26 protein-coding genes are annotated in these 22,440 nt (G+C 71.0%); 5 read left to right on the forward strand and 21 right to left on the reverse strand.

Annotated features, from left to right (window positions below; translation table 11 throughout):
- A partial coding sequence (locus tag VFC33_12885; GenBank protein HZR14133.1) for a hypothetical protein occupies nucleotides 1-224 on the forward strand: 224 nt, incomplete at its 5' end.
- A 180-nt stretch (nucleotides 225-404) separates the two neighbouring features.
- Here the strand turns inward: VFC33_12885 and VFC33_12890 are convergent.
- The 6 genes from VFC33_12890 to VFC33_12915 form a co-directional block, all read right to left on the reverse strand.
- Nucleotides 405-1,484 carry a right-handed parallel beta-helix repeat-containing protein gene (locus VFC33_12890; protein HZR14134.1) on the reverse strand — a complete coding sequence of 360 codons (1,080 nt, stop codon included), beginning with the start codon at nucleotides 1,482-1,484 and terminating at the stop codon, nucleotides 405-407.
- Between the two features lie 105 nt (nucleotides 1,485-1,589).
- Nucleotides 1,590-1,712 carry a hypothetical protein gene (locus VFC33_12895; protein HZR14135.1) on the reverse strand — a complete coding sequence of 41 codons (123 nt, stop codon included), beginning with the start codon at nucleotides 1,710-1,712 and terminating at the stop codon, nucleotides 1,590-1,592.
- Nucleotides 1,709-2,431 (reverse strand): DUF899 domain-containing protein, encoded by a 723-nt coding sequence (locus tag VFC33_12900; protein ID HZR14136.1) that lies wholly within the window; start codon nucleotides 2,429-2,431, stop codon nucleotides 1,709-1,711. Before VFC33_12900 ends, VFC33_12895 begins: the two co-directional genes overlap by 4 nt.
- 29 nt (nucleotides 2,432-2,460) lie before the next feature.
- Nucleotides 2,461-2,898 carry an SRPBCC domain-containing protein gene (locus tag VFC33_12905; GenBank protein HZR14137.1) on the reverse strand — a complete coding sequence of 146 codons (438 nt, stop codon included), beginning with the start codon at nucleotides 2,896-2,898 and terminating at the stop codon, nucleotides 2,461-2,463.
- A complete protein-coding gene (locus VFC33_12910) occupies nucleotides 2,895-3,242 on the reverse strand; it encodes a metalloregulator ArsR/SmtB family transcription factor (protein HZR14138.1) in 348 nt (115 codons plus the stop codon). The genes VFC33_12905 and VFC33_12910 overlap by 4 nt, the downstream gene beginning before the upstream one ends.
- Nucleotides 3,243-3,294: 52 nt before the next feature.
- Complete coding sequence (locus VFC33_12915) at nucleotides 3,295-3,603, reverse strand: ASCH domain-containing protein (protein HZR14139.1); 309 nt, start codon at nucleotides 3,601-3,603, stop codon at nucleotides 3,295-3,297.
- 161 nt (nucleotides 3,604-3,764) lie between these two features.
- Here VFC33_12915 and VFC33_12920 point away from each other — a divergent pair, with 161 nt between their 5' ends.
- Nucleotides 3,765-5,891, forward strand: coding sequence for an EAL domain-containing protein (locus VFC33_12920; GenBank protein HZR14140.1), 2,127 nt, complete (start codon nucleotides 3,765-3,767; stop codon nucleotides 5,889-5,891).
- Nucleotides 5,892-5,973: 82 nt separating this feature from the next.
- Here the strand turns inward: VFC33_12920 and VFC33_12925 are convergent, their stop codons facing one another.
- Entirely contained in the window at nucleotides 5,974-6,174 is a 201-nt protein-coding gene (locus VFC33_12925) for a hypothetical protein (GenBank protein ID HZR14141.1), read from the reverse strand.
- Between the two features lie 24 nt (nucleotides 6,175-6,198).
- Nucleotides 6,199-6,345: a hypothetical protein gene (locus VFC33_12930; GenBank protein HZR14142.1), complete on the reverse strand. Its 147-nt coding sequence runs from the start codon at nucleotides 6,343-6,345 to the stop codon at nucleotides 6,199-6,201.
- Between VFC33_12930 and VFC33_12935 the strand changes: the two genes are divergently transcribed.
- The 3 genes from VFC33_12935 to VFC33_12945 all read left to right on the forward strand — a co-directional run bounded on the left by VFC33_12935 (nucleotide 6,310) and on the right by VFC33_12945 (nucleotide 7,703).
- Complete coding sequence (locus tag VFC33_12935) at nucleotides 6,310-6,987, forward strand: methyltransferase domain-containing protein (GenBank protein ID HZR14143.1); 678 nt, start codon at nucleotides 6,310-6,312, stop codon at nucleotides 6,985-6,987. The two genes, VFC33_12930 and VFC33_12935, sit on opposite strands and share 36 nt — an antisense overlap.
- Before the next feature lie 69 nt (nucleotides 6,988-7,056).
- Nucleotides 7,057-7,305, forward strand: coding sequence for an AbrB/MazE/SpoVT family DNA-binding domain-containing protein (locus VFC33_12940; protein HZR14144.1), 249 nt, complete (start codon nucleotides 7,057-7,059; stop codon nucleotides 7,303-7,305).
- Complete coding sequence (locus VFC33_12945; protein ID HZR14145.1) at nucleotides 7,302-7,703, forward strand: type II toxin-antitoxin system VapC family toxin; 402 nt, start codon at nucleotides 7,302-7,304, stop codon at nucleotides 7,701-7,703. Before VFC33_12940 ends, VFC33_12945 begins: the two co-directional genes overlap by 4 nt.
- Before the next feature lie 136 nt (nucleotides 7,704-7,839).
- Here VFC33_12945 and VFC33_12950 read toward each other — a convergent pair whose 3' ends face one another.
- The 13 genes from VFC33_12950 to VFC33_13010 form a co-directional block, all read right to left on the reverse strand.
- The gene (locus VFC33_12950) at nucleotides 7,840-8,223 is read right to left on the reverse strand and encodes a hypothetical protein (GenBank protein ID HZR14146.1); all 384 of its coding nucleotides are present in this window, start codon (nucleotides 8,221-8,223) and stop codon (nucleotides 7,840-7,842) included.
- A gap of 39 nt (nucleotides 8,224-8,262) precedes the next feature.
- On the reverse strand, nucleotides 8,263-9,483 hold the full coding sequence (locus VFC33_12955; protein HZR14147.1) for a type II secretion system F family protein: 1,221 nt from the start codon (nucleotides 9,481-9,483) through the stop codon (nucleotides 8,263-8,265).
- Between the two features lie 10 nt (nucleotides 9,484-9,493).
- The gene (locus tag VFC33_12960) at nucleotides 9,494-11,107 is read right to left on the reverse strand and encodes a PilT/PilU family type 4a pilus ATPase (protein HZR14148.1); all 1,614 of its coding nucleotides are present in this window, start codon (nucleotides 11,105-11,107) and stop codon (nucleotides 9,494-9,496) included.
- 24 nt (nucleotides 11,108-11,131) lie between these two features.
- Nucleotides 11,132-12,820, reverse strand: coding sequence for an ATPase, T2SS/T4P/T4SS family (locus VFC33_12965; GenBank protein HZR14149.1), 1,689 nt, complete (start codon nucleotides 12,818-12,820; stop codon nucleotides 11,132-11,134).
- A 152-nt stretch (nucleotides 12,821-12,972) separates the two neighbouring features.
- A complete protein-coding gene (locus VFC33_12970; GenBank protein ID HZR14150.1) occupies nucleotides 12,973-13,896 on the reverse strand; it encodes a DUF4388 domain-containing protein in 924 nt (307 codons plus the stop codon).
- Nucleotides 13,897-13,978: 82 nt separating this feature from the next.
- A complete protein-coding gene (gene aroE, locus VFC33_12975; protein ID HZR14151.1) occupies nucleotides 13,979-14,818 on the reverse strand; it encodes a shikimate dehydrogenase in 840 nt (279 codons plus the stop codon).
- Complete coding sequence (gene mltG / locus VFC33_12980; protein ID HZR14152.1) at nucleotides 14,815-15,888, reverse strand: endolytic transglycosylase MltG; 1,074 nt, start codon at nucleotides 15,886-15,888, stop codon at nucleotides 14,815-14,817. The genes aroE and mltG overlap by 4 nt, the downstream gene beginning before the upstream one ends.
- A complete protein-coding gene (gene ruvX, locus VFC33_12985; GenBank protein ID HZR14153.1) occupies nucleotides 15,888-16,385 on the reverse strand; it encodes a Holliday junction resolvase RuvX in 498 nt (165 codons plus the stop codon). The genes mltG and ruvX overlap by 1 nt, the downstream gene beginning before the upstream one ends.
- A complete protein-coding gene (gene alaS / locus VFC33_12990; protein HZR14154.1) occupies nucleotides 16,382-19,030 on the reverse strand; it encodes an alanine--tRNA ligase in 2,649 nt (882 codons plus the stop codon). Before alaS ends, ruvX begins: the two co-directional genes overlap by 4 nt.
- Nucleotides 19,031-19,040: 10 nt before the next feature.
- On the reverse strand, nucleotides 19,041-19,460 hold the full coding sequence (locus VFC33_12995; protein ID HZR14155.1) for a hypothetical protein: 420 nt from the start codon (nucleotides 19,458-19,460) through the stop codon (nucleotides 19,041-19,043).
- A 17-nt stretch (nucleotides 19,461-19,477) separates the two neighbouring features.
- The gene (locus tag VFC33_13000) at nucleotides 19,478-19,840 is read right to left on the reverse strand and encodes a hypothetical protein (GenBank protein ID HZR14156.1); all 363 of its coding nucleotides are present in this window, start codon (nucleotides 19,838-19,840) and stop codon (nucleotides 19,478-19,480) included.
- 13 nt (nucleotides 19,841-19,853) lie between these two features.
- A complete protein-coding gene (locus VFC33_13005; protein ID HZR14157.1) occupies nucleotides 19,854-21,218 on the reverse strand; it encodes a replication-associated recombination protein A in 1,365 nt (454 codons plus the stop codon).
- 62 nt (nucleotides 21,219-21,280) lie between these two features.
- The gene (locus tag VFC33_13010) at nucleotides 21,281-22,198 is read right to left on the reverse strand and encodes a type IV toxin-antitoxin system AbiEi family antitoxin domain-containing protein (protein HZR14158.1); all 918 of its coding nucleotides are present in this window, start codon (nucleotides 22,196-22,198) and stop codon (nucleotides 21,281-21,283) included.
- Nucleotides 22,199-22,440 lie beyond the last annotated feature (242 nt).

Here is a 22,440-nt window from a genome sequence, read left to right on the forward strand (position 1 = left end):
GTGAGATGGCGCTGCTCGACGGTCGACCTCGGGTCGCGACGGTCTGGTCGCTGACGACGATGAAGCTCCTCGCCATGTCGCGCCGCGAGTTCGACGCGCTGCTCCACGCCGGCATCCCGGCGGTGAACCGCCGCATCGCAGGGGCCGTCGCCACACGGCTGCGCGACGTCGACGAGCGGGTCGTCACCCAGGCGACCGGGCGGACGCCCGTCGGGCTCCCGTGACAGCCGCGAGCTCCCACGCTCCGTTGGGACGGTTTCTCGGCCTGTCGCCGACTTTCTGTCCCAACGCAGCCGGGCGGGCTGTCCCAACGCAGCGGGGTGGGCGCGCGTTCTCCCGGCGCGGACGCGCCGGTGCCCCGGCACGAGGCCGGGGCACCGGACGGACGCGGACGATCTCGGGCGCTACTTCTTGCAGAGCCCGGCGGGCACGCTCGTCGTGCAGTGGTTGTCGAAGAACAGGTTGTCGACACCGCTGCCGTCCCAGAAGACGTCCGTGCCGTTGCCCTTCACCACGTTGCTGGTCATGTGGTTGTGGGTCGGCGGTGTCGGACCGACCTGCACGACGACGAGCCCGCCGCTGAGACCCGCGGGACCCGACGGCACGTTGTTGACGATGCGGTTCTCGTGCACGTGCGTGTCGGTTGCGCCGGCCGACGCGATCCCGACACCCGACGTCGACGGGCCGCCGTCCTCACCGGGCGGGCAGAACCTGTCGTTGTCGTGGACGTCGTTGTGGTCCGCGTTCGAGTGACCGGCCGGACCGGGCGCGTCGGCGAGGAACACGATCCCGACGCAGTTGCCGGAGATGTCGTTCTGCTCGATGTGCGCCTCGAACGCGTCGCGCACGAACACGCCGAACTGCGCTCCCGACGAGACGTTGTGCTCGACCTCGGCGTTCGCATTGGGCGAGTCACCGATGTAGAAGCCCGCCTCGGCAGAAGGCGCCGTCGTGATCGACGCGTTGTGCTCGAAGCTCGTCTGTGTCGACGTGAACGCCGCGGCGCCGTACTCGCCGTTGTCGAGGAACCGGTTGTGCGTGACCTCGGTGTCCTGCGCGCCGAACGCGACGAACCCGTTGCCGCTGAAGCCCTTCACGGTGAAGCCCGTCACGACCGTGCCCTTCAGGTACTTCGTGACCACACCGGTGTCGAGGTTCGCGAACGGCGACAGCACGCAGATGCCGCTCAGGCTGGTCGGGTCCTCGGGGCTGAAGCACTTGCTCCCGGGGTGCGGCGTCGCCGGTGGGACGATCGTCGCGTCGTGACCGATCAGGTGGATGTCGCCCTTGAGGATCTCGACGTTCTCGGCGTAGGTGCCGCGCTCGACCACGATCGTGTCCCCCGCCTTCGCGTGGTCGACCGCCGCCTGGATCGACTGCCCCGCATGGACCGTCCGCGTCGTCGACGCTCCGGCCGGGATCGCACCCCACAGCGCCGCGATCGCGATCGCGGCAACGGGCGCGCAGAGGTACCGCCGCAACATGCGCATTTCTGCCCTTTCCCCCACGGATACGTGAACGCGGGAGGCTAAGCGATGCATCGCACGGCGCGCCATCGTGCACCGTGCGTGCGACGGGGAGCGCTCGCGTCACGACCGCCGGCGGAGACGGAGCAACGCGGCGTACAGCGCGATGGCGACGCCGCTCCCGCCTGCGACGAGCGGTTCCATCCACTCCTCGAACGGCACGCCGGCGATGTGGGCGAGGATCACCGGTAGCTCGCCTCGTAGGTGTCGTGCCGACGGAACCACGAGTAGTCGCCCTCGTTGCGACCGAGCGGCGCGCGGTCGAGCCACTGCCACATCGGCCACAGCGCGTCGAGGCCACGCGCGTACGCGGAGTACGTGTGGTAGACGACGCCGTCGTCGAGCGCGAACGCGCTCATGCCGGGCTGCTCCCCCGACCACTCGCGCCACGCGACGTTGAGTCGCTCGAGCTCCGCCTGGTCGCGGTAGTTGTACTCGACGGGCGCGACCGACGGGTCGATCGTCACGTGGAAGTCGTAGTTGAAGTCGCTGCGTGCGGACGACGCCCACGGGAAGGCCCAGCCCATCCGCGTTCGGTACGCGAGCAGCTTCTCGAGCGGCGCGCGCGACACCGCGGTGAACGCGACGTTGTGGTTCTGCAGGTGCAGGTGCGTCGTGTCGAAGCCGTCGGCGATCCCCGAACAGCTCGGGCACCCCTCGTCCCAGTCGGGGTCGAACATGAAGTGGTAGACGACGAGTTGCGAGCGCCCGCGGAACAGATCCGCGAGCGTGGCGTCGCCGTCCTCGGTGTCGAACACGTACTCCTTGTCGACGCGAACCCACGCCAGGTCGCGCCGACGGCGAGCGAGGTCGTCGCTGAGGCGCGTGAGCTCCTTCTCGGCCTTCAGCAGGTCGCGTCGCTCGGCGAGCCACTGGTCACGGGTTGCGGTGCGATGGTCGGGCATCGGGCGATCTCCTGTGGTCGGAACGTCGGTCACGAGTCGGAACGGAAGGAGCCGTCGAGCGCGCGCAGGATCTCGGACCACCCCCGGTGGTGCGACGCCCGCGCTTCCTCGTCGGGGAGGCCGACCTGGTGGATCTCGACCACCGTCGAGCCCTCCGACGACGGTTCGAACGTCACCGTGACGAGCGAGTCACGGAACCTGGTCGCGTGGGACGACCACGTGAACACGAGCCGGTGCGGTCGGTCGATCTCGCGATACGTGCCGCTGTGGAGCAGCTCCGTCTCGTCCTGGACCATGACGATGCGGAACGAGCCGCCCTCGCGCGGGTCGGTCTGGGCGCGTGTCTCGCGGATGCCGTCCGGCTTGAGCCAGGCGCCGAGACTCTCCGCGTCCAACCACGCGTCGAACAGCACCTCCGCGGGCGCGGCGATCTCGCGTCGCACCGTGAGCGTGTAGTCACCGCTCACGACGACCGCTTCCTGCGCGCGCCGCCGGTGACGAACGCGTCGAGCGACGCGAGTTGGTCGCTCCAGAACCGGCGGTAGTGGCCGATCCACTCGGCGGCCTCCGCGAGCGGCGCGGCCTCCAGGCTGAGGAAGTGCTCGCGGCCTTGCACGCGCCGGCGGACGAGTCCCGCGCCCTCGAGCACGCGGATGTGCTTCGACGTCGAGTTCAGCGAGATGGGGAAGGCGCCGGCCAGGTCGGTGACGCGGGCGTCCGAGTCGGCCAGACGGGCGAGGATCGCCCGCCGTGTCGGGTCGGACACCGCCGAGAACACGCGATCCAGCACCGCCGCCTGATATTCACCCATGCGGGTGAACATAGTCGGCCGCGACACGTCGTGCAACGATTCGGGCGGGCCGTCAGCCGTCGGCCAGGTCGTCGCCCGGCACGACGTGGAACTCGACGCGATAGAGCAGCGTGTCGTCGTCGATCGGGCCGGTGTGCGCGGCGCGGCGGCGAAGGCTCTCGAGGTCGGGTTCGCCCGTGCGAGCGAGATCGTCGTCGGTGATCGAGGAGAACGGCACGAGATCGATGTCGTCGACCTCGACCCTCACGGACCCGCTCCGGTAGACGCCTCCGACCTTGACCTTCGGTCGCGACCACAGACGGTACGAGAGCGTGATGGTCCCGTCGGCCACGCGATCGCGGAGGTCGACGCTGAACTGCACCGCCCGATTCTGGCGTCACCAACCCGGCGCTCGCCCGACCCGCAATCCGGGGCTGGGAACATCTCAGCTCGCTCGTCGAGGTGCCGATAAGAGCGCGCGGCGGTCGTGTCGCTGACCGCTGCCGCGCGTGTCGGCAGGGTCACGGGCAGATCGAGGTTCGTTTGGACGTCTCCGAGACGAGCGGGGGGCCGTGGCCGGTCGCGCCGGCGCCGTCGAGCCCGTTCGCGGGCCGGACGCGTGCGTCCAGCGAGCTCGGGTGGCTGTTGAGCCACTCGCTCGACGTGCTGACCGTGCTGGAGCTCGACGGGTCGTGGCGGTACACGAGCCCCGCGGGCAGCCGGCTCCTCGGATATCCGCGCGGGTTCGATCCCGAAGGCGGCATCTTCTCGCTGTTGCATCCCGACGACCGGCCCGTCGCGCTGGCCGCGTTCGCCGACCTCGCCGGCCACGACGGGGCGGAGAGCGAACCGGTCGTGTTGCGCGTGCGTGGGGCGGACGGCTCGTACCGCTTCCTCGAGACGATCGGGCGCAACCTTGCGAGCGACCCCGATGTCCGCGGCATCGTCCTGAACTCGCGCGACATCACGGAGCGGCGGCGCGCGCAGGACGCGCTGCGCAGCGAGGAGCGACGGTTCCGTTCCTTGCTCGTCCACGCGTCCGAGTTCACGATCGTCTGGGACCGGTCGTTCCGCCTGGTCTACGTCAGCCCGTCGGTCGAGGCGGCGGGCATCAACCTGACGGTCGGCCGCCGCATGCACCCGGCGCGATTCGTGCACCCCGATGACGTCGCGCGCGTCGAACGCGAGCTCGGCACGCTGCTCGACGCGCCGATGGGCACGACGCGCCAGCTCACCGTCCGGCTGCGCTTCGGCGCCGGTTCCGGCCGGTGCCGCTGGCTGGACGCGACGGTCACGAACCTCCTCGACGACCCCGACGTCGCGGGCGTCGTCGTGAACGCGCGTGACGTCACGGAGCGGCACGAGCAGGAGGCGCGTCTGCGGTACGACGCCCATCACGACGCGCTGACGGGGCTTCCGAATCGCCTCGCGTTCGAGACGGCCCTCGAGCGTCGCGTCACGACGGCCGGCGCCCAGTCCGTGGCGGTGTGCTTCGTCGACCTCGACTACTTCAAGGACGTCAACGACAGCCTCGGCCACGAGGTGGGTGACCAGCTGCTCGCCGTCGTCGCGGATCGCATCCGCGGCGTGGTGCGCGACACGACGGTCGTCGCGCGTCTCGGCGGCGACGAGTTCGTGATCGTGGCGGACGCCGCCGACGACCTCGACGCCGAGCTCGTCGCCGCGCGCGTCCTGCGCGCCATCAGCGAACCGGTGAAGGTGTCTGGGACAGAGCTCCACGTCACGGCGAGCATCGGTGTCACGACGGCCGACGCGTGTTCCATGCCCGACACGCAGACGCTCATGAGCCAGGCCGACGTGGCGATGTACGCGGCGAAGGCCCGGGGTCGCGGTCAGGTCGCCCGGTTCGACGCGCACCTGCGGGACGCGTCGTGGTCACGCGTGGCCTTGGAGACGTCGCTGCACGACGCGCTCGCCCGCCACGAGTTCGTCGTCCACTACCAGCCGCTCGTCGCGACGCAGAGTCGCCGGACCGTCGGCCTCGAGGCGCTCATCCGGTGGAACCATCCGACGCGCGGCCTCACCTTGCCGGCCGAGTTCCTACCGGTCGCGGAGCGCAGCGACCTCATCGGGCGGATCGACCACGAGGTCCTCACGATGGTGCTGCGCGACCTCGCCCTCGACCCCGGCCTGCCCCGCACGTGGCTCAACCTCTCGGCACGCGATCTGTCACGACCGCGGTTCGCACGCCGCATCACGGCTGCCGCGATCGAGGTGTCGGTCCCGCTGGACCGCCTCGGGTTCGAGATCACGGAGACGGCGCTCGCGCTCGACACGGGCGCCGTGCGGGACAACCTCGCCTGGCTCCGCGACCACGGCGGGCGCATCGCCGTCGACGACTACGGGACCGGTTTCGCGAGCCTCGCCAATCTCAGGCGCTTCCCGCTCGACGAGCTGAAGATCGACCGCAGCATCGTCGCCAACATCCGAACCGACGCGGTCGACCGCGCGATCGTCGACTCCATCGTCCGCGTCGCCCGAGCGCTGCACCTCAGCGTCGTCGCCGAAGGCGTCGAGTCCGAGGCGCAGGCCTCGCACGCGTCCTCGCTCGGCATCGACACGCTCCAAGGCCTGTTCTTCTCGCCTGCCGTGCCGCTCGACACGCTCGAGCAGCGCGGTCGCGCCATCTCGGCCGCGAACACGCGCTGAAACGCCAGAATCTCCGTCGCTACCGGACACGCAAGCGCTGGCGGTCCACGCCACGTCGCTTCCGGAGCTCAGCGAGCGTGACTCACGTCCGTTGACCGTTGGACAACTCGTTCACGCGTTCGGCGAGCCACGCGAGCCCGTTCTCCTCGGATGCGTGGTCTTCCCACCCGATGAGCGCACCCTTCAGACGGAGAAGGTCGGGCTCTCGGCCGAGAATGACGACTTCATCCGACGGAGCGGCACATCCAGCGTGGAACAGAGCGCCCACCATCTCGACGATCACCCCTGCATCACTGTCCGGCCCGCCTCACACGGACTCGCGGAACGCGACGACTTCGCCCGTCGCTTCCACCCATACGACCTTCCACGGACCTTGCCCCTGGGTGCGCCACGCGGAGCCGAAGTCGACCTCCTCGGAATGTGCGCGTTCTGGGTCGGCGTAGAACTCCTTCATTCGCACAGAGCGAGCGTACGCGAGGTATTCGACGTCGCTGACGAAGCCGAGCGCCGCCGCGCGCGAGCATCACGACGTGCGAAGCGAGCAATCCGTCGTCGAACGGTTCAAGACCGGCGTCTGCCGCCGATCGTTCTCGTCGCCGGAGGCGCTCTCCTACGAGCTCGCGATCGCGCCCGCGCTCTGCCAGATCGTTGCTCCGCTCCTCGCCGCGCACGCGCAAAAGCCGCCCGTCCTCGACGTCGGCTGTGCGTGGTACCGGTACGAGCCTCTGCGGAACACTTGCCCTTTCCCGATCGGAGCTTCGGCGCCGTCGTGTCGTCGTGCGCGGTCAAGCACTGGCCCGACCCACGTGCAGGACTCGCCGAATGCCGACGCGTCGCTCAACCCGGGGGGCCCGTCGTGATCGTCGAGATCGACGGTGGTGCGTCGATCTCCGACGTACGAGCACTCGCTCACCGCACGCGTGTCCCGCTGGGACTCCGCGAGGCGTACGTCAGGTTCGCGATGCGTACCGTGGTTGCCGTCGCTCCCGAGCGCCAACAGCTCCTCGCGCTCGCCTCACGAGCCGGGATCACGACGCCGACGGTGGATCATGTCGACGGGTTTCCCTTCGTCGTCGCTCACGGTTCTGCGCCGTGAGCGTCCGCCGAGACGCCGTCCGGGCGACTATCCTTACTTTGTGACGCAAGTAAGGACACGGAGACGCACATGGATGCTTCGGCGAGAGTCACGTCGAAGGGGCAGGTGACGGTGCCGAAAGCCGTTCGGGACGCGCTCGGGATCAAGGAGGGCGACGAGGTCGTCTTCCGCGTCGAAGGCAACCGCGCCGTGCTCGCCCGCACACCGAATTTCCTCGACCTGGCCGGGACGGTGCGGGTTCCGGCAGCGAAGCGCAACGTGGCGTGGGACGACGTCATCCGACGGACGCGATCTGACCGAGCCGCGCAACGACGTTGAGCGCGTTCGTCGACACGAACATCTTGGTTCGCCATCTCACCGGCGACCCGCCCGCGATGGCGGCGCGTGCCACCGCGTACCTTCGCGCCGAGCGCGAGTTGCTGCTCACCGATCTCGTGGCCGCCGAGACGGTCTACGTCCTGGAATCGTTCTACGAAGTGCCTCGCGCGGAGGTCGCACAGGCACTGCGCTCGCTCGTCGCGTTCGATTCGATCGTCTGTGTCGACCTCGCGCTGCTCTTGCGCGCCGCGGAGGTCTACGAGACCGACCGCGTCGACTTCGCCGACGCGTATCTCGTCGCGTCGGCGGAGAGCACCGGCGTCGGAAGGATCGCTTCCTTCGACCGAGCGATCGATCGCGTCGACACCATCGAGCGAGTCGAGCCACCGCCCGTCTGATCACTCGCCGGCCGGGAGCGGCCTCGGTGATCCAGGCAGAGCACCGGCACACCGTGCCAGGGACCGTGGTGGATCTCGTGCTCGATCACGCAAGCGAGATCGATCGTTGACCCGGGAACACGCCGCAGCCCATCATTCACGGCAAGGTGACCGGCACCGCGCGTCCGGACGCGGTGACGACCGCGGCACCTGCTGCGAACTCCGCCGGCACCGGCACGGTGACCGTGAACGTCCCATGCCGACCGTGCGCGTCGACCGTCCCGAGCGACACGCGATGCGCGCCTTGTTGCAGGACGAGTGCGATCGCGCGCATGGCCGGCACTTGCGGACCGCGGTTGGTGTCACGACACACGACGAACCTCTCGCCGTGCACGGTGAGCCGCCGCGGCGAGCCCGTGCGCGCTGATGCCGTCAGCACGCTCGGTGCCACCGAGCAGAGCTCGGTGACCCTGACGGACGGGTTGCACGCAGCACTTGCCACCAGACCGAGCGCCGCGAGCGCGACCATCCGTCGTGTCATCGCCCGTACGGTAGGACCGTCCGAGCGAGACGCGCTGCGCTACTTGATCAACTTGATGATGTTGAACATCGGCAGGTAGAGGGCGATGATCATCCCGCCGACGATGGCGCCCATCATCACGATGAGCAGGGGCTCGATGAGCGACGTGAGCGCGTCGACGGTTGCCTCGATCTCCTGGTCGTAGAAGTCGGCGATCTTGTCGAGCATCTCGTCGAGCGCGCCGGTCTCCTCACCCACCGCCATCATCTGCACGACCATCGGCGGGAACACCTCGTGCTGCTCGAGCGGCCGAGTGAGGGAGTCACCACCCTTCACCGCGCGCTGCACGTCCTCGAGCGCGACCGACACGACATCGTTGCCGGACGTCACGGACACGATCTCGAGCGACTCGAGGATCGGCACACCGGAGCGCGTCAACGCCGCGAGCGTGCGCGAGAAGCGCGACAACGCGGTCTTGCGCACCAGCGGACCGAAGACGGGAACCCGCAGCTTGAACCGGTCCCACGCCGCGCGGCCGCTGTCGGTACCGATCCAGCGCCGGAACAGCCACGCCGCGACGACGGCCGCGACGATCAAGAACGGGAACATCGTCCGCACGACGTTCGAGACGGAGATGAGCACCCTCGTCAGCGCCGGGAGCTTGCCGCCGAGGTCGTGGTACATGCTCTTGAACTGCGGGACGATGAACACGAGCATCGCCGTCGCGATCAGGATCACGAGGATGAACACGACGATCGGGTAGGTCATCGCCGACTTGATCTTCCGGCGGAGCTCGACCTGCTTCTCGATCGTCTCGGCGAGCTTCAGGAGGACCGAGTCGAGCACACCGCCCGCCTCGCCGGAGCGGACCATCGCGACGTACAGGCGGTTGAACGCCTTCGGGTGCTTGGCGAGCGCGGCGGACAGCGAGCTGCCCTTCTCGACGTCGATGCGCACCTCGGTGACGACGTGCGCGAGCTCCTTGTTCTCGGTCTGCTCGCCCAGGATCGACAGCGCGCGCAGCAGCGAAAGGCCGGAGTCGATCATCGTCGCGAACTGGCGCGAGAAGACCGCGACGTCCTTCAGCTTGATCCGGTCGGTGAGCCCCGGGATGCGGACGTCGGACGTGAGGCCGGGTCCACCCCGCTTCTCGATGCTGATGGGCGTGTAGCCCATCGAGCGGAGCTTGCCGGCGACGAGCGTCTCGCTCTCGGCCTCGAGCTCGCCCTCGACCGTGCGACCGGCCCGGTCGCGGACCTTGTACTGGAACGTCGTCGGCATCGTCCGCTCCTCAGTGCGCCCACGCCGCGGAGCTCGAGAGCCGGCGCAGGTCCTCCTCGTTCGCGCACCGCTCGAGCGCCGCGTCCATCGTGATGCGGCCCTGTCGCGCGAGCGCGGCGAGCGACTGGTCCATCGTCACCATCCCGTGCTTCCCGCCCGCCTGCATCAGCGAGTAGATCTGGTGCACCTTCCCCTCACGGATCAGGTTGCGGATGGCGGGCGTCGCGACGAGCACCTCGGCCGCGACCGCGCGCCCGCCGCCGTCGGCCGTGGGCACGAGCTGCTGCGTGACGATGCCCTGGAGCGACGCCGCGAGCTGCACGCGGATCTGCTGCTGCTGGTGCGCGGGAAACACGTCGATGACGCGGTCGATCGACTGCGGCGCGTCCTGCGTGTGCAGCGTCGCGAACACGAGGTGACCGGTCTCCGCGGCCGTCAGCGCGGTCTGGATCGTCTCGAGGTCGCGCATCTCGCCGACGAGGATCACGTCGGGGTCCTGACGGAGCACGTGCTTCAGCGCGTTGGCGAACGAGTGCGTGTCCTCGCCGACCTCGCGCTGGTTGACGACCGACCGCTTGTGCTGGTGCAGGAACTCGATCGGGTCCTCGACCGTCATGATGTGAACGGCCTTGGAGCGGTTGATGATGTCGACGAGCGACGCGAGCGTCGTCGACTTCCCCGAGCCGGTCGGGCCGGTGACGAGCACGAGCCCGCGTGGCAGCTCCGCGAACTGCTCGACCGACGGCGGCAACCCGAGCTGGTCGAAGCCGACGATCTCGTACGGGATGGCACGCATGACCGCGCCGACCGAGTCGCGCTGGAGGAACACGTTCAGCCGGAAGCGGCTGCGGCCCGGGAGGGTGTAGCTCGTGTCGAGCTCGAGCTCGTTCTCGAACTTCTCGCGCTGCTTCTGCGTGATGACCGCGTACAGCATCTCGCGGATCTGCGATCCGTTGAGGACGTCGAACTCGTTGAGCGGGCGGAGCTCGCCGTGCACGCGCACGATCGGCTGCGAGCCCGCGGTGAGGTGCAGGTCCGAGCCGCGCATCTCGATGAGCTTCTCGAGCAGCGCGTTGACGTGCAGCTCGGGCTCGCCCGCACCGGATTCGGGCTCGGCGCCGACGGCGACACCGCTCGGCGCGCCCGGGCCGCCGACGGCCGTCGCACCTGCGGACGCCGGGACGCGCTCGGCGCCGTAGACCATGTCGATCGCCTGCGCGAGCTCGTACCGGCCCGCGGTCGCGGGGATGATCTCGTAGCCGGTCGCCGTGCCGACGGCCTGGAGCGCGTCGTCGTCGGCGGGCTCCGCGAACGCGACGACGAGCTTGCGATCTTCGAAGTCGACACCGAGCGCGCCGTAGCGGCGCGCGACGTCGGGCGGGATGATCGTCGACGCGTCGGGGTGCAGCGGCGTGTCGCCGAAGTCCACGAAGCGCAGGCTCAGCGCGTCGGCGATCGCCGCAGTCAGGTCCTTCTCGCCGACGAGCTGCTTGCGACGCAACACGACGGGGAGCGGCTCACCGGCGCGACGCGCCTCGGCCAGCGCGACCTCGAGGTTGTCGCGCGACAGCACGTGCCTCTCGACGAGGAACTCCCCCAGCCGCCGTGCCTGCCGATCCAGCATCGTCATCTCCTGTCCGCGTTCTCGTTACGACACGACCCGGAAGATCTCTTCCAGGCTCGTGTGGCCGGCGGCGACCTTGCGCAGGCCGTCCTCGCGCAGCGTCAACATCCCCTGCATCACCGAGACCTTCTTGAGGTCCTCGGTCGAGCGGCGCTCGATCACGAGCCGCTCGATCTCCTCGCTCATCACCATCACCTCGTGGATCGCGAACCGGCCCCGGTACCCGGTCCGCCCGCACGCGGTGCAGCCCGTCGCCTGGTAGAGCGTCGGCCACTCGTCGAGCGAGTCCATCGGCCACCCCGCCTCGACGAGCTCGGCCTCGGTCGGCTGGTACGCCTCCTTGCAGTGGTCGCACAGCCGGCGCGCGAGCCGTTGCGCGAGGACACAGTCGAGCGCGCTCACGACGAGGAACGGCTCGACGCCCATCTCGACGAGACGCATCGGCGTCGACGCGGCGTCGTTGGTGTGCAGTGTCGACAGCACGAGGTGACCGGTGAGCGACGCCTCGACCGCGATCGTCGCCGTCTCGCGGTCGCGGATCTCGCCGACGAGCACGACATCGGGGTCGGAGCGGAGGATCGAGCGCAGCGCGCCCGCGAACGTCAGGCCCGCCTTCGGGTTGATCTGCATCTGGTTGATGCCCGCGAGGCGGTACTCGACCGGGTCCTCGACCGTGATGACGTTGCGGTGCGGCTCGTTGAGGACGTTGAGCGTCGCGTACAGCGTCGTCGACTTGCCCGAGCCGGTCGGGCCGGTGACGAGGATCGTCCCGTACGGCTTCCGGTACGCGCCCTCGTAGCGCGCGAGCACCTCGGGGAGGAACCCGAGGTCCTCGAGGCTGAGCAGACCGCGGCCCTTGTCGAGGATCCGCATGACGACCTTCTCGCCGTACACCGTCGGCAGCGTCGCGATGCGCACGTCGATCGGGTTGCCCGACACGTTGAGCGACATGCGCCCGTCCTGCGGGACGCGGCGCTCCGCGATGTTGATGTCGGCCATGACCTTGAGCCGGCTGATGACGCCGTTCTGGATCGACTTGGGCGACTGCATGACCTCGTGCAGCACGCCGTCGATGCGGAACCGGATGCGCAGGTCGCGCTCGGTCGGCTCGACGTGGATGTCGGACGCGCGGTCGGCGACGGCCTGCGTGATGAGCAGGTTGACGAACTTGACGATCGGCGCGTCCTCGACGACCTCGCGGACCTTCGCGATGTCGTCGCCCTCGGCGAGCTCCTCCGCGGCCGTCTGCGCGAGCGAGTCGACCTCGGTGTCGAGACGGTGGAACCGGTCGATCGCGTCCGAGATCTGGCTCTCGGTCCCGACGACCGTCTTCACCTCCGCGCCGCTGATCGCGCGGATGTCGTCGACCGCGAAGACGTTGGCGGGGTCGGCCATGACGACGACGAGCCGGTCGTCGTCCCACCCGATCGGCATCGCGCGGTATCGGCGCGCGAGCGACTCCGGGATCATCGACGCGACGGACGCGTCGATCGGGTGCTCCGACAGGTCGACGAAGTCCAGCCCGACCTGGCTCGCCAACGTCCGGATCACGTCGATCTCGGTGACCGCGCCGCTCTCGATGAGCACACGGGGCAGCGGCTTCCCGGTTCGTTCCTGCTCGGCCAGCGCCGTCTCGAGCTCGGCCCGCGTCAGCAGACCCTCCTCGAGCAGGAGCGTGCCGAGATGCGTCCCGTCGGACAGGGCAGCCTCCAAGACCTCGTCCGGGTGGTGAACGAGCCCCCGCGCGGCCCCCGCGTGGCTCGACCCGCGTTATCGGCGCTCGGAGGCGGGACCTGTACCCCCGGTCCCGTTCATGCGTCGCTGGATGTCGTCAGACAACAACGAGCGACGCATGGACGATCTGGTCAGCCGTCGCGGAGGGCGGAGAACATCCGCAGCAGGGCGCCCCGGTCCCGCGGGACCGCCGGGTGGGGTCCGTCCGGGTCGGCGTCGTCGTCCTCGGCGTCGTCCGCCGTGTCGAGCACCTCGACCGTCGGCTCGCCAGCGTGCGCGACCACCGGGTCCTCGCCGGGCTCCGGCTCCGGGTCGGGCTCGGCCGCGATCTCGATGACCGGCTCGCCGAGCGCGGCCCGCTCGAGCTCCTCGCGGTCGAGACGGGCGAGCGCGTCGGGGCCCTCGGTCGGCAGGTCCACCGACGCGAGCGAGACGACGTCGACCTCGGGTCCGGCGACGAGGGTGAGGGTCGCGGGAGCATCCACGCCGAGCGTGACGGCCCCCGCGTCGACGAGCGCGCGCAGTGCCCCGGCGACCTCGGCCGCGCTGCGGTCGAGCTCCACGGCGAGGTCCCGCACGGAGCGCGTGCCGTCGACGGCCACGAGGACGGACCAGGAGGCCCGGTCGATCGTGACGACGTCGTCCGCGAGCTCCCGGGTCAGCGCGGGTCGCACGTCGAAGGACGGCACGACGCGGGAGATCGCGGGCCACTCCTCGAGCAGCGGGCGGAGCCGGCCGAGCAGCACCGCGACCGGCAGCGCGTCGACGACCGGGCCCATCGCGCCCGCGGGCGCGGTCTCGAACTCGAACTCGCCGTCGTCCAACCGGCCGAACGCGAAGCACACGTCGAGGAGGCGGGCGTCGAGCCCGGTCGGGAGCGGGGCGCCGCCGTCGACCTCGTGGAGGTCGGCACCGCAGAGGTCGCCGTCGGCGAGGTGGAGCACACCCTCGACGCCCGGCGCGGAGACGTGGAGGGTCCCGGTCTTGGCCGTCTCGGCCAGGAGCTGCAGCACCTCGTGCAGCGAGAAGGTTGCGAGGTTTCCCTGCAGTGACACCGTGCCACCGTCCTCCGTCCGCGACGAGCCCAGCGGGGAGATGATCGGCGCCGGCGGCGTGGAACTTGAAGCCGTGGTGGCGTCAGCCGCCGTCCGTGACCGCGGCGCGCATCGCGTCGAGCGGCGCGTCGACGCCCGTCATGAGACGGAACGCCAGCGCGGCCTGGTGCACGAGCATGCCGAGCCCGTTGGCGGCGACCGCGACGCCCGCGCTGCGGGCCGCGGCGAGCAGCGGTGTCTCGGCCGGGTGGTAGACGGTGTCGAGGACGACGTGCTCCGGGCGCAGGCAGGCCGGGTCGAACGGCGGCGGCTCGCCGCGCATCCCGATCGGCGTCGCGTTGACGACGACGTCCACGGCCCGAACCGCCGCGCCGAGGTCGTCGAGCCCGATCGCGCGCGCGCCCGGGGCGAGCGCCGCCGCGGCCTCGCACGCGTCGCGGCGTCGAGCGGCGACGGTGACGCGCGCGCCGGCGCGGCCCAGCGCGAGCACGATGGCGCGCGCCGCCCCGCCGGCGCCGATGACGACGACGCCGCGGCCGCACGGGTCGACACCGTCGTCGCGCAGCGCGGCGACGAAGCCGGGTCCGTCCGTCGAGTCGCCGTAGACGCGCCCCCCGTCACGCGGGACGACCGTGTTCGCCACGCCGAGCGTGCCCGCATCGTCGGACAGGTCGTCGCAGGCGCGCGCGGCGTCGGCTTTGTGCGGCATCGTCACGTTGAGCCCGGCGAGCCCCAGAGCGGGGACCGCGCGCACCGCATCGCCGCCCCGCCCCGCCGGAACCGGGAACGCGACGTACACGTAGTCGAGGCCGAGGGCGCGGTACCCGGCGTTGTGCAGCGCGGGGGACGACGAGTGCGCGACCGGATCCCCGATGACCCCCGCGACGCGCGTCGCGCCCGTCACGGCGTGCGGACCGGTCACAGCAGACCCTTCTTGCGAGCCTCGGCGATGTTCTGCAGGTGCTGCTGGTACGTCGTCGCGAACGCGTGCTTCCCGCTCGCGTCGATCAGCACGTAGTACAGGTACGGCGCGTTCGCAGGCGCGAGCGCGGCTCGCAGCGAGACGAGCGCGACCGTCGAGATGGGCGTGGGCGGGAGGCCCTTGACCTTGTACGTGTTGTAGGGCGACGCGAGCGCGAAGTCCGCGTTCGTGAGCGGCCCGTCGCCACCGCCGCGTGCGTACTTCACGGTCGCGTCGATCTGCAGCGGCGTCCCGTCGTGCAGGCGGTTGTAGACGACGGCCGCGATCAGCGGGCGGTCGACGTCGAGCTTGGCCTCGGTCTGGATCAGGGAGGCGACGATGACGGCCTGGTATGCGCTCGCGCCGTGCGGGCCACCGCGTGCGAGACCCGCGGCGTCCGCCTCTTGGTCGAAGCGGCCGACGAGCGTCCGCAGGACCTGCGCCTCGGACTCGCCACGGTCGACGACGTACGTGTCCGGGAACGTCAACCCTTCCAGCGAGCTCACACCCGCGGGCTCGTACTTCGACCGGATCGTGCCCGAGCGCGCGACGGCGAGGAACTTGTCGGCGCTCAGGCCGCGCAACGTGCCGACGCGGGCTGCGATCTGCTCGAGCGTGAGGCCGGGCGGCAGCGCGAGGTGCTCGACGCTCGGCCCCTTGCTCAAGGCGCGCGCTGCCGCACGCGCGCCCATGTGCCTGTGCAGCTCGTACTCGCCCGCCTGGTACGGGCCACCGCCCGTGATCTCGGCATAGATCCGGAACGCGAACGACGACCCGACGACGCCCGCCGCGTGCAGCCGGTCCCCGATGCCGGAGACACCGGTCCCGCTCGGGATGTCGACCGTCACGGCGGCGCCCTGCCCGCCTGGCGCGTCGACCTGCCACCAGAACCACGCGCCGGCCACGAGGAACGGCGCGGCGAGGACGCCGAGCACCCCGAGCACCATCAGCCCGCGTCGCCGCTGACGCGTCCGGTACGCGCGCTGCTGCTGGCGCGGCGCGGACGGGTCGTCGCTCGTCGCGTCGGTCATCAGTGTTCAGCTCCTGGCGGCTTCGCCGCCGGGCCGCTTGGCCACGCTTCCGCTCGCCTCCCGGCTCGCTCGCTCAGGCGACCGTCCAGCCACGACTGCAGCATCACCGCGGCGGCGACCTTGTCGACCACGGCGCGTCGCGCGCGCTTGCGGACGTTCGCGGCGGTCATCCCCTGCTGCGCGATGACCGTCGTGAGACGCTCGTCGTGCAGCTCGACCTCGACGCCGTCGCGCGCGGCGACCTCGCGGAGCGCGTCGACCTCACGGCGGGTCGCACGCGCCGCCGGTCCGTCGCGGCCCGACAGCGACCGGGGCAACCCCACGACGATCGTCGTCGCGCCTGCGACGCGCGCGGCCGAGACGATCGCGGCGTGGTCGGCGGCGTCGTCGCCGCTGCGCGCGAGCACCTCGTGCGGCAGCGCGATCGTGCCGCCGGGATCCGAGAGGGCGAGACCGATGCGGCGACTGCCGAGGTCGACGCCGAGGACGCGCGTCACCCGAGGGAGGCTACGGCCTCCCGCGCCCGCGCGAGCGCCACCTCGAGCGCGTCGTCGACCGCCTGCGGCTTCGGACCGCCACCGACCACCGCTTCCGCGTTGCGGCTGGTCCCGCCACCGAGTGCCTTCGCCGCGGGCTGCGCGATCTCGGCCGCCGAGACGCCCTTGGACACCAGGTCCTTCGTGACCGCGACCGCGATCGCCGCCTTCTTGCCGTCGGCCGTCTCCCCGGTGAGCACGACGACGCCCGACCCGAGCGCGTCGCGCGTCGCGAGCGCGAGCTGACGGAGCTCGTCGTTCGTCGCGCCGTCACGGCGCAACGCGACGACGTGGTCGACCGCCTTCGCCGCGAGCTGCGACGCCTCGGCCGTGGCCTGCTGCACGCGCAGCGCCTTCAGCTCGTCGCCGCGGTCGCGCAGCTCGTCGAGGAGTGCCCGCACCCGCGTCGGAACGTCGGCCGGCTTCACCTTGAGGAGGTCGGCGAGCTCGCGTAGCTCGACCTCCTCCTCGTGGATCCGTTCGAGCGCGACGTCGCCCGTGACGGCCTCGATGCGGCGCAGGTTCGAACCGATCGAACCCTCGCTGACGATCTTGATCGGACCGATGAAGCCGAGCGCGTGCACGTGGGTGCCGCCGCAGAGCTCGATGGAGTGCTCGCCTGCTTCGAGGACGCGCACGATGTCGCCGTACTTCTCCCCGAAGAACGCGATCGCGCCGAGCTCGACCGCGTGCTCCTTGGTCGTCTCGTAGTGACGGACCGGCGCGTCACCGATCACCTCGCGGTTGGCGAGCGACTCGACCTCGTCGAGCTGGTCGCGGGTGACGGCCTCGTAGTGGCTGAAGTCGAAGCGCAGCCGGTCGGGCGCGACGAGCGATCCGGCCTGCTTCACGTGCGGGCCGAGCACCTCCCGCAGCGCCCAGTGCAGGACATGGGTCGCGGTGTGGTTGCGGCGGATCGCGTCACGCCGCTCGCCGTCGATGCGCGCTGTCGCGGCGTCGCCCTCGACGACCTCGCCCGACACCAGCTGCGCCTTGTGCGCGGTGAGCCCGGGGAGCGCGTACTGCGTGTCGACGACCCTGAGCAGCGCGCCGTTCGCGGTCTCGATCGTCCCCGTGTCGCCGACCTGGCCGCCCGACTCCGCGTAGAACGGCGTTCGGTCGAGGAAGACCTCGACCGGCCCGGGCACGCCGGGCTCGACGCGTGTCACGCGCTCGCCGTTCGCGACGAGACCGAGCACCTTGGCGCCGCTCGTCTCGTACTCCTGCCGGCCGGTGAACTCGCTCGCGCCGTGGTCGTCGAGCAGCTCGCGGTACACCTCGACGGCCGCGGCCGGCTTCACGCCTTCGGCCTTCTGCGCGTCGCGAGCGCGCTCGCGCTGCTCGCGCATGCGGGTCTCGAAGCCGGCGACGTCGACGGACTTCGCACGCTCCTCCGCGATCTCGCGTGTGAGATCGATCGGGAAGCCGAGCGTGTCGTGGAGGTAGAACGCGTCGTCGCCAGTGACGTTCCCGCGCGCGAGCACGTCGTCGAGATACTCGAGCCCGCGTTGCAGCGTGGTGCGGAAGCGCTCCTCCTCGCGCGTCACGATCCCGAGCACGAGGTCGTGCGCGGCGACGATCTCGGGATACGCGTCGCCCATCACGTCGACCGTCGCGTCGACCATCGCCGGTGTGACGAGGTCGTGGACGCCGAGCAGGTACGCGTGACGGACCGCGCGGCGGATGATGCGCCGGAGCACGTAGCCGCGCTCCTCGTTCGACGGGACCACGCCGTCGGCCACGAGGAACGTCATCGTGCGGCCGTGCTCCGCGAGGATGCGCAGCGAGACGTCCTGCTCGGTGCCCGGGAACCCGCCGTACCTGACGCCGGTGACGCGTTCGGCGGCCGCGATCAGCGGTCGCATGATGTCGGTGTCCCAGACGGTGTCGGCACCCTGCAGGATCGCGAGGCAGCGCTCGAACCCGGCGCCCGTGTCGATGCAGGGCGAAGGCAGCGGAACCTTCCCGTCCGCGCGCTGGTCGAACTGCATGAACACGAGGTTCCACAGCTCGACGTAGCGGTCCTCGTCGGCCGCGGGCCCGCCGCCAGGACCGGCGTCGGGCATGAGGTCGACGAAGATCTCGGAGTTGTAGCCGCACGGCCCGGTGTCGGCCATCTTCCAGAGGTTCGTGTCGTCGCCGAGTCGCTGGATGCGCTCCTCGGAGACCCCGACGACGTCACGCCAGATCGTGGCTGCCTCGTCGTCCGTCTCGTGCACGGTGACCCAGAGACGTTCCGGGTCGAGACCGAAGACGTCGGTCACGAGCTCCCACGCCCACGGGATCGCGTCGGCCTTGAAGTAGTCGCCGAAGCTGAAGTTGCCGAGCATCTCGAAGAACGTGAAGTGCCGGTTGGTGCGGCCGACCTCCTCGAGGTCGTTGTGCTTCCCGCCCGCGCGCACGCACTTCTGCACGGACGCGGCGCGCGTGTACGGCGGCGACTCGTCACCCGTGAAGTACGGCTTGAACGGCACCATGCCCGCGACCGTGAACAGCACGGTCGGGTCGTGCGGGATGAGGCTCGCCGACGGCACGATCGTGTGACCGCGCGCCGCGAAGAAGTCGATGAACGCGCGTCGAAGCTCGGCCGCCGTGCTCACACCCACGGCGTCAAGGCTACCGCCCGGCGCGCGCCCGCCCGACCGGGTCGGTGTGCGTCCGGTTGCGCCACTGCGCGAGCTCGTCGGGCACCTCGACCACGACGGGCTGCGAGGTGGCCGTGGCGGCGACCGCACCGCGCACGGCCGGGTCGGCCGGGTCGGCCGTCGCCCCGGTCCGGCGGCGCTCCATCTCGGCCCGCAGCTCGGCCTCGCGCTCGCGCATCGCGACGCGGCCCTCCGCGATCGCGCCGCGGACGTCGCCGCCGAACGTGCGCAGCCCGCGCGCCGCTGCGGTGGCGGCGCGGGTCGCGACCTCGCTCGCGGGATACGCAGCGACGGTCCGGCGGACGGTCCGCTTGACCGACCGCGCGACGTACCACGACGTGCCGATCCCCGACCCGAACCCGACCGTCAACCAGAACGCGCGCTTGAACACCCGGCTCCTCCCGTCGATCAGTCCCGAACCGGCTGGCGGAGCCGCTGCACCGCGCGGCGTGTTCCCTCACCGAACGCGAGCGCTTTGACCACGGGGCTCGAGACCGCGCGATACGCGAACCGCGAGGCGGAGTCCACGGTGTTCGTGACGGACGTCGCGCTCGTCAGCAACGCGTCGACGCGCTCGACCTCTCCCGACGCGCGGCGTACGGCACGGCGCGCGTCGTGCAGCGCGGGGATCGTCTCGCGCTCCAGCCGGTCGACGTCGCGCCGCAGCGCGCGGACCGTCCGACCGAGGGACGCGAGCGCGACGAGCAGCACGACGATGAGGACGGCCACGACCGCCGCGCACGCGACCGCTGCCCAGGAACCCGCGCTCATGCCTCGACCATCCCTACTCCCCGGGGTCGCCGCCGGCTGATTCTTGCGCGTCCCGGTCGCCGCCCGCGGACTCTCGTTCGACCCAGGCGGGGATGTCACGGTCCGTGTCCGCACCGTGACCCGACGGACGGAAGTAGCGGCTCGCTGCGACCTCGGGCGGGCGGTACTCCTGCTCGACCCAGCCCCGGGGGTCGTCGTGCGGGTACAAGTAGCCCTTGCCGTGCCCGAGACGGGCCGCCGACTTGTAGTGCGCGTCGCGCAGGTGGGGCGGCACGGCGCCGAGCGGCTGCTCGCGCACGTCGGCTCGAGCCGCGCCGAGCGCGGTGATGACCGCGTTCGACTTCGGCGCGGTCGCGAGGTACACGACCGCGTGCGCGAGGTTCAGTTGCGCCTCGGGCAGCCCGACGAACTCGACGGCGCGCGCGGCGGCGTCGGCGACGAGCAGGGCCTGCGGATCGGCCATGCCGACGTCTTCCGACGCGAGGATCACGAGCCGCCGCGCGATGAAGCGCGCGTCCTCGCCCGCTTCGAGCATGCGCGCGAGCCAGTACAGACCCGCGTCGACGTCCGAGCCGCGAATGCTCTTGATGAACGCGGACACGATGTCGTAGTGCTCGTCGTCGCCGTAGCGGATCGCGCGCATCGCGAGCGCGGCCTCCGCATCCGCGAGCGTGATGCGCGTGCGGCCGTCCTCCACGGTGAGCCCGGCGGCGACCTCGAGCGACGTGAGCACGTGGCGGGCGTCGCCCTCGGCGCGGTCGACGAGGTGGTGGCGCGCGTCGTCGTCGATGGCGAGGTGGTCCTGGCCGAGCCCACGGTCGACGTCGCCGAGCGCGCGGTCGACGAGGCCGGCGAGATCGTCCTCGGTGAGCGGGTCGAGCCGGAACAGCGTCGACCGGCTGAGCAGCGGCGCCGTCAGGGAGAAGAAGGGGTTCTCGGTCGTCGCCCCCACGAGGACGAGCAGGCCCTCCTCGACGTGCGGGAGGAGGGCGTCCTGCTGGGTGCGGTTGAAGCGGTGCACCTCGTCGAGGAACAGGATCGTGCCGCGGCCGTGCTCGCCGAGGCGGGCCCGGGCCCGTTCGACGACCTCACGCACCTCCTTCACGCCGGCCGTCACCGCGCTGAGCGGTTCGAACCCCTTGTCGGTGACGCCCGCGATGAGGCGGGCGATCGTCGTCTTCCCGGTGCCCGGCGGGCCCCAGAGGATGACCGACGTGAGCCGGTCCGACTCGATGAGCGTGCGCAACGGGCGGCCGGGACCGAGGAGGTGCTGCTGGCCAACGACCTCGTCGAGGCTCCGGGGCCGGAGCCGCGCCGCGAGCGGTGCCCGCTGCTCGAGCCGCCGCTGCACCGCACTCGCGAACAGGTCCTCCGCCATCCGAACGATCGTACGGGCCGAACCCCCCACCCGCCCTCCGTTGCGTTGGGACGGTTCTGCGGCTATGCGCCGCGTTTCTGTCCCAACGCCGCGAGGGTTGCGGTCACGGTGCGGACGATCTGCGCGTCGGAGAACTCCGAGGTGAAACGCAAGACGGTCCAGCCGGCGACGACCAGGTCGTTCGCACGCGAACGGTCGCGGTCGAACGCGCTGCGGTGACGGTGCGGCTCGAAGCCGTCGACCTCGATCGCGAGCTTGTCCGCCGGGTACGCGAGGTCGAGACGGCAACGCCGCGATGCCACGGCGACCTCGTGCTGCTGGACGGGTTCCGGAAGCCCGGCCGCGACGATGGCCCGAAGCACGCGCAGCTCGAGCGCGCTGTCACCCGGGTCGTATCCGTCGACGCGTTGGGCCAGTACGGACCGAATCCGGGTCGGCTTCCGGCCCCGCGCACCGGGAAGCCCAGCGACACAGCGCTGCAGCTCGCGCAAGGTCAGGGTCCCGCGCCGAAGCGCGTCGTCGGTGATGATCCCGAGCTGGGCTACCGAGAGGCGCCCGGACAGGTCCACGAGCGTCCGTGCGACCGTCGTGACCGGGATCCCGTTCCGGACGGTGTGCTCCTCGCTCAGGAACGCGACCGTTCGGTGCGCCCGAATGCCGGGAAGGCGAGCACGCCGTCGGCGGTCGGTGCTGATCTCGGTCGTCTCGCGCTCGAGATTCGGCAAGCCCCACACCACCGCTGCGGTCGTGTGCGAAGCGACCGCACCGGGTCCGGCGGCGAGGATGGCGGACACGACCGACTGCTCCCACGTTGCGGGCGCGCCGACGACTGCGTACACGCCGTGTCGGACCCGGCGACACGCTCCGCTGTCGCACCAGCGTTCGAGGACGGCGCGGCTCACACCACGCTCGTCTGCCTCGGCCGTCGTGAAGAGACCGTGTTGGCGCCCAGCATGCGACAAGAGGTCCGCCCCGCCCATGCCGGCACCATCGCGCACCGGTACGACACTGACGGTCACACCACCTCGCGTTGGGACGGTTTGTCGGCGTAGCGACGACAAACTGTCCCAACGGAGCCTCGCCGGTCGGGGTCAGCGCTTCGGGGGTGGGAGGAGCGCGAGGCCCAGGTCGCGGAGTTGGGCGGGGTCGATCGGACCGGGGGCGCCCGTCAGGGGGTCGAGACCCGACTGGGTCTTCGGGAACGCGATCACCTCGCGGATGT

This window comes from Acidimicrobiia bacterium, assembly GCA_035651955.1.
Taxonomy (GTDB): domain Bacteria; phylum Actinomycetota; class Acidimicrobiia; order IMCC26256; family JAMXLJ01; genus JAMXLJ01.

What these genes read in the sequence shown, in the direction of transcription:
- VFC33_13010 (HZR14158.1), bottom strand. Translation starts at nt 22,198, where the DNA reads ATGGGCGGGGCGGACCTCTTGTCGCATGCTGGGCGCCAACACGGTCTC.
- VFC33_12900 (HZR14136.1), bottom strand. Translation starts at nt 2,431, where the DNA reads ATGCCCGACCATCGCACCGCAACCCGTGACCAGTGGCTCGCCGAGCGA.
- VFC33_12940 (HZR14144.1), top strand. Translation starts at nt 7,057, where the DNA reads ATGGATGCTTCGGCGAGAGTCACGTCGAAGGGGCAGGTGACGGTGCCG.
- VFC33_12930 (HZR14142.1), bottom strand. Translation starts at nt 6,345, where the DNA reads ATGAAGGAGTTCTACGCCGACCCAGAACGCGCACATTCCGAGGAGGTC.
- VFC33_13000 (HZR14156.1), bottom strand. Translation starts at nt 19,840, where the DNA reads ATGAGCGCGGGTTCCTGGGCAGCGGTCGCGTGCGCGGCGGTCGTGGCC.
- VFC33_12890 (HZR14134.1), bottom strand. Translation starts at nt 1,484, where the DNA reads ATGTTGCGGCGGTACCTCTGCGCGCCCGTTGCCGCGATCGCGATCGCG.
- VFC33_12910 (HZR14138.1), bottom strand. Translation starts at nt 3,242, where the DNA reads ATGGGTGAATATCAGGCGGCGGTGCTGGATCGCGTGTTCTCGGCGGTG.
- mltG (HZR14152.1), bottom strand. Translation starts at nt 15,888, where the DNA reads ATGACCGACGCGACGAGCGACGACCCGTCCGCGCCGCGCCAGCAGCAG.
- VFC33_12950 (HZR14146.1), bottom strand. Translation starts at nt 8,223, where the DNA reads ATGACACGACGGATGGTCGCGCTCGCGGCGCTCGGTCTGGTGGCAAGT.
- VFC33_12960 (HZR14148.1), bottom strand. Translation starts at nt 11,107, where the DNA reads ATGCTGGATCGGCAGGCACGGCGGCTGGGGGAGTTCCTCGTCGAGAGG.
- VFC33_12935 (HZR14143.1), top strand. Translation starts at nt 6,310, where the DNA reads ATGTGCGCGTTCTGGGTCGGCGTAGAACTCCTTCATTCGCACAGAGCG.
- VFC33_13005 (HZR14157.1), bottom strand. Translation starts at nt 21,218, where the DNA reads ATGGCGGAGGACCTGTTCGCGAGTGCGGTGCAGCGGCGGCTCGAGCAG.
- VFC33_12955 (HZR14147.1), bottom strand. Translation starts at nt 9,483, where the DNA reads ATGCCGACGACGTTCCAGTACAAGGTCCGCGACCGGGCCGGTCGCACG.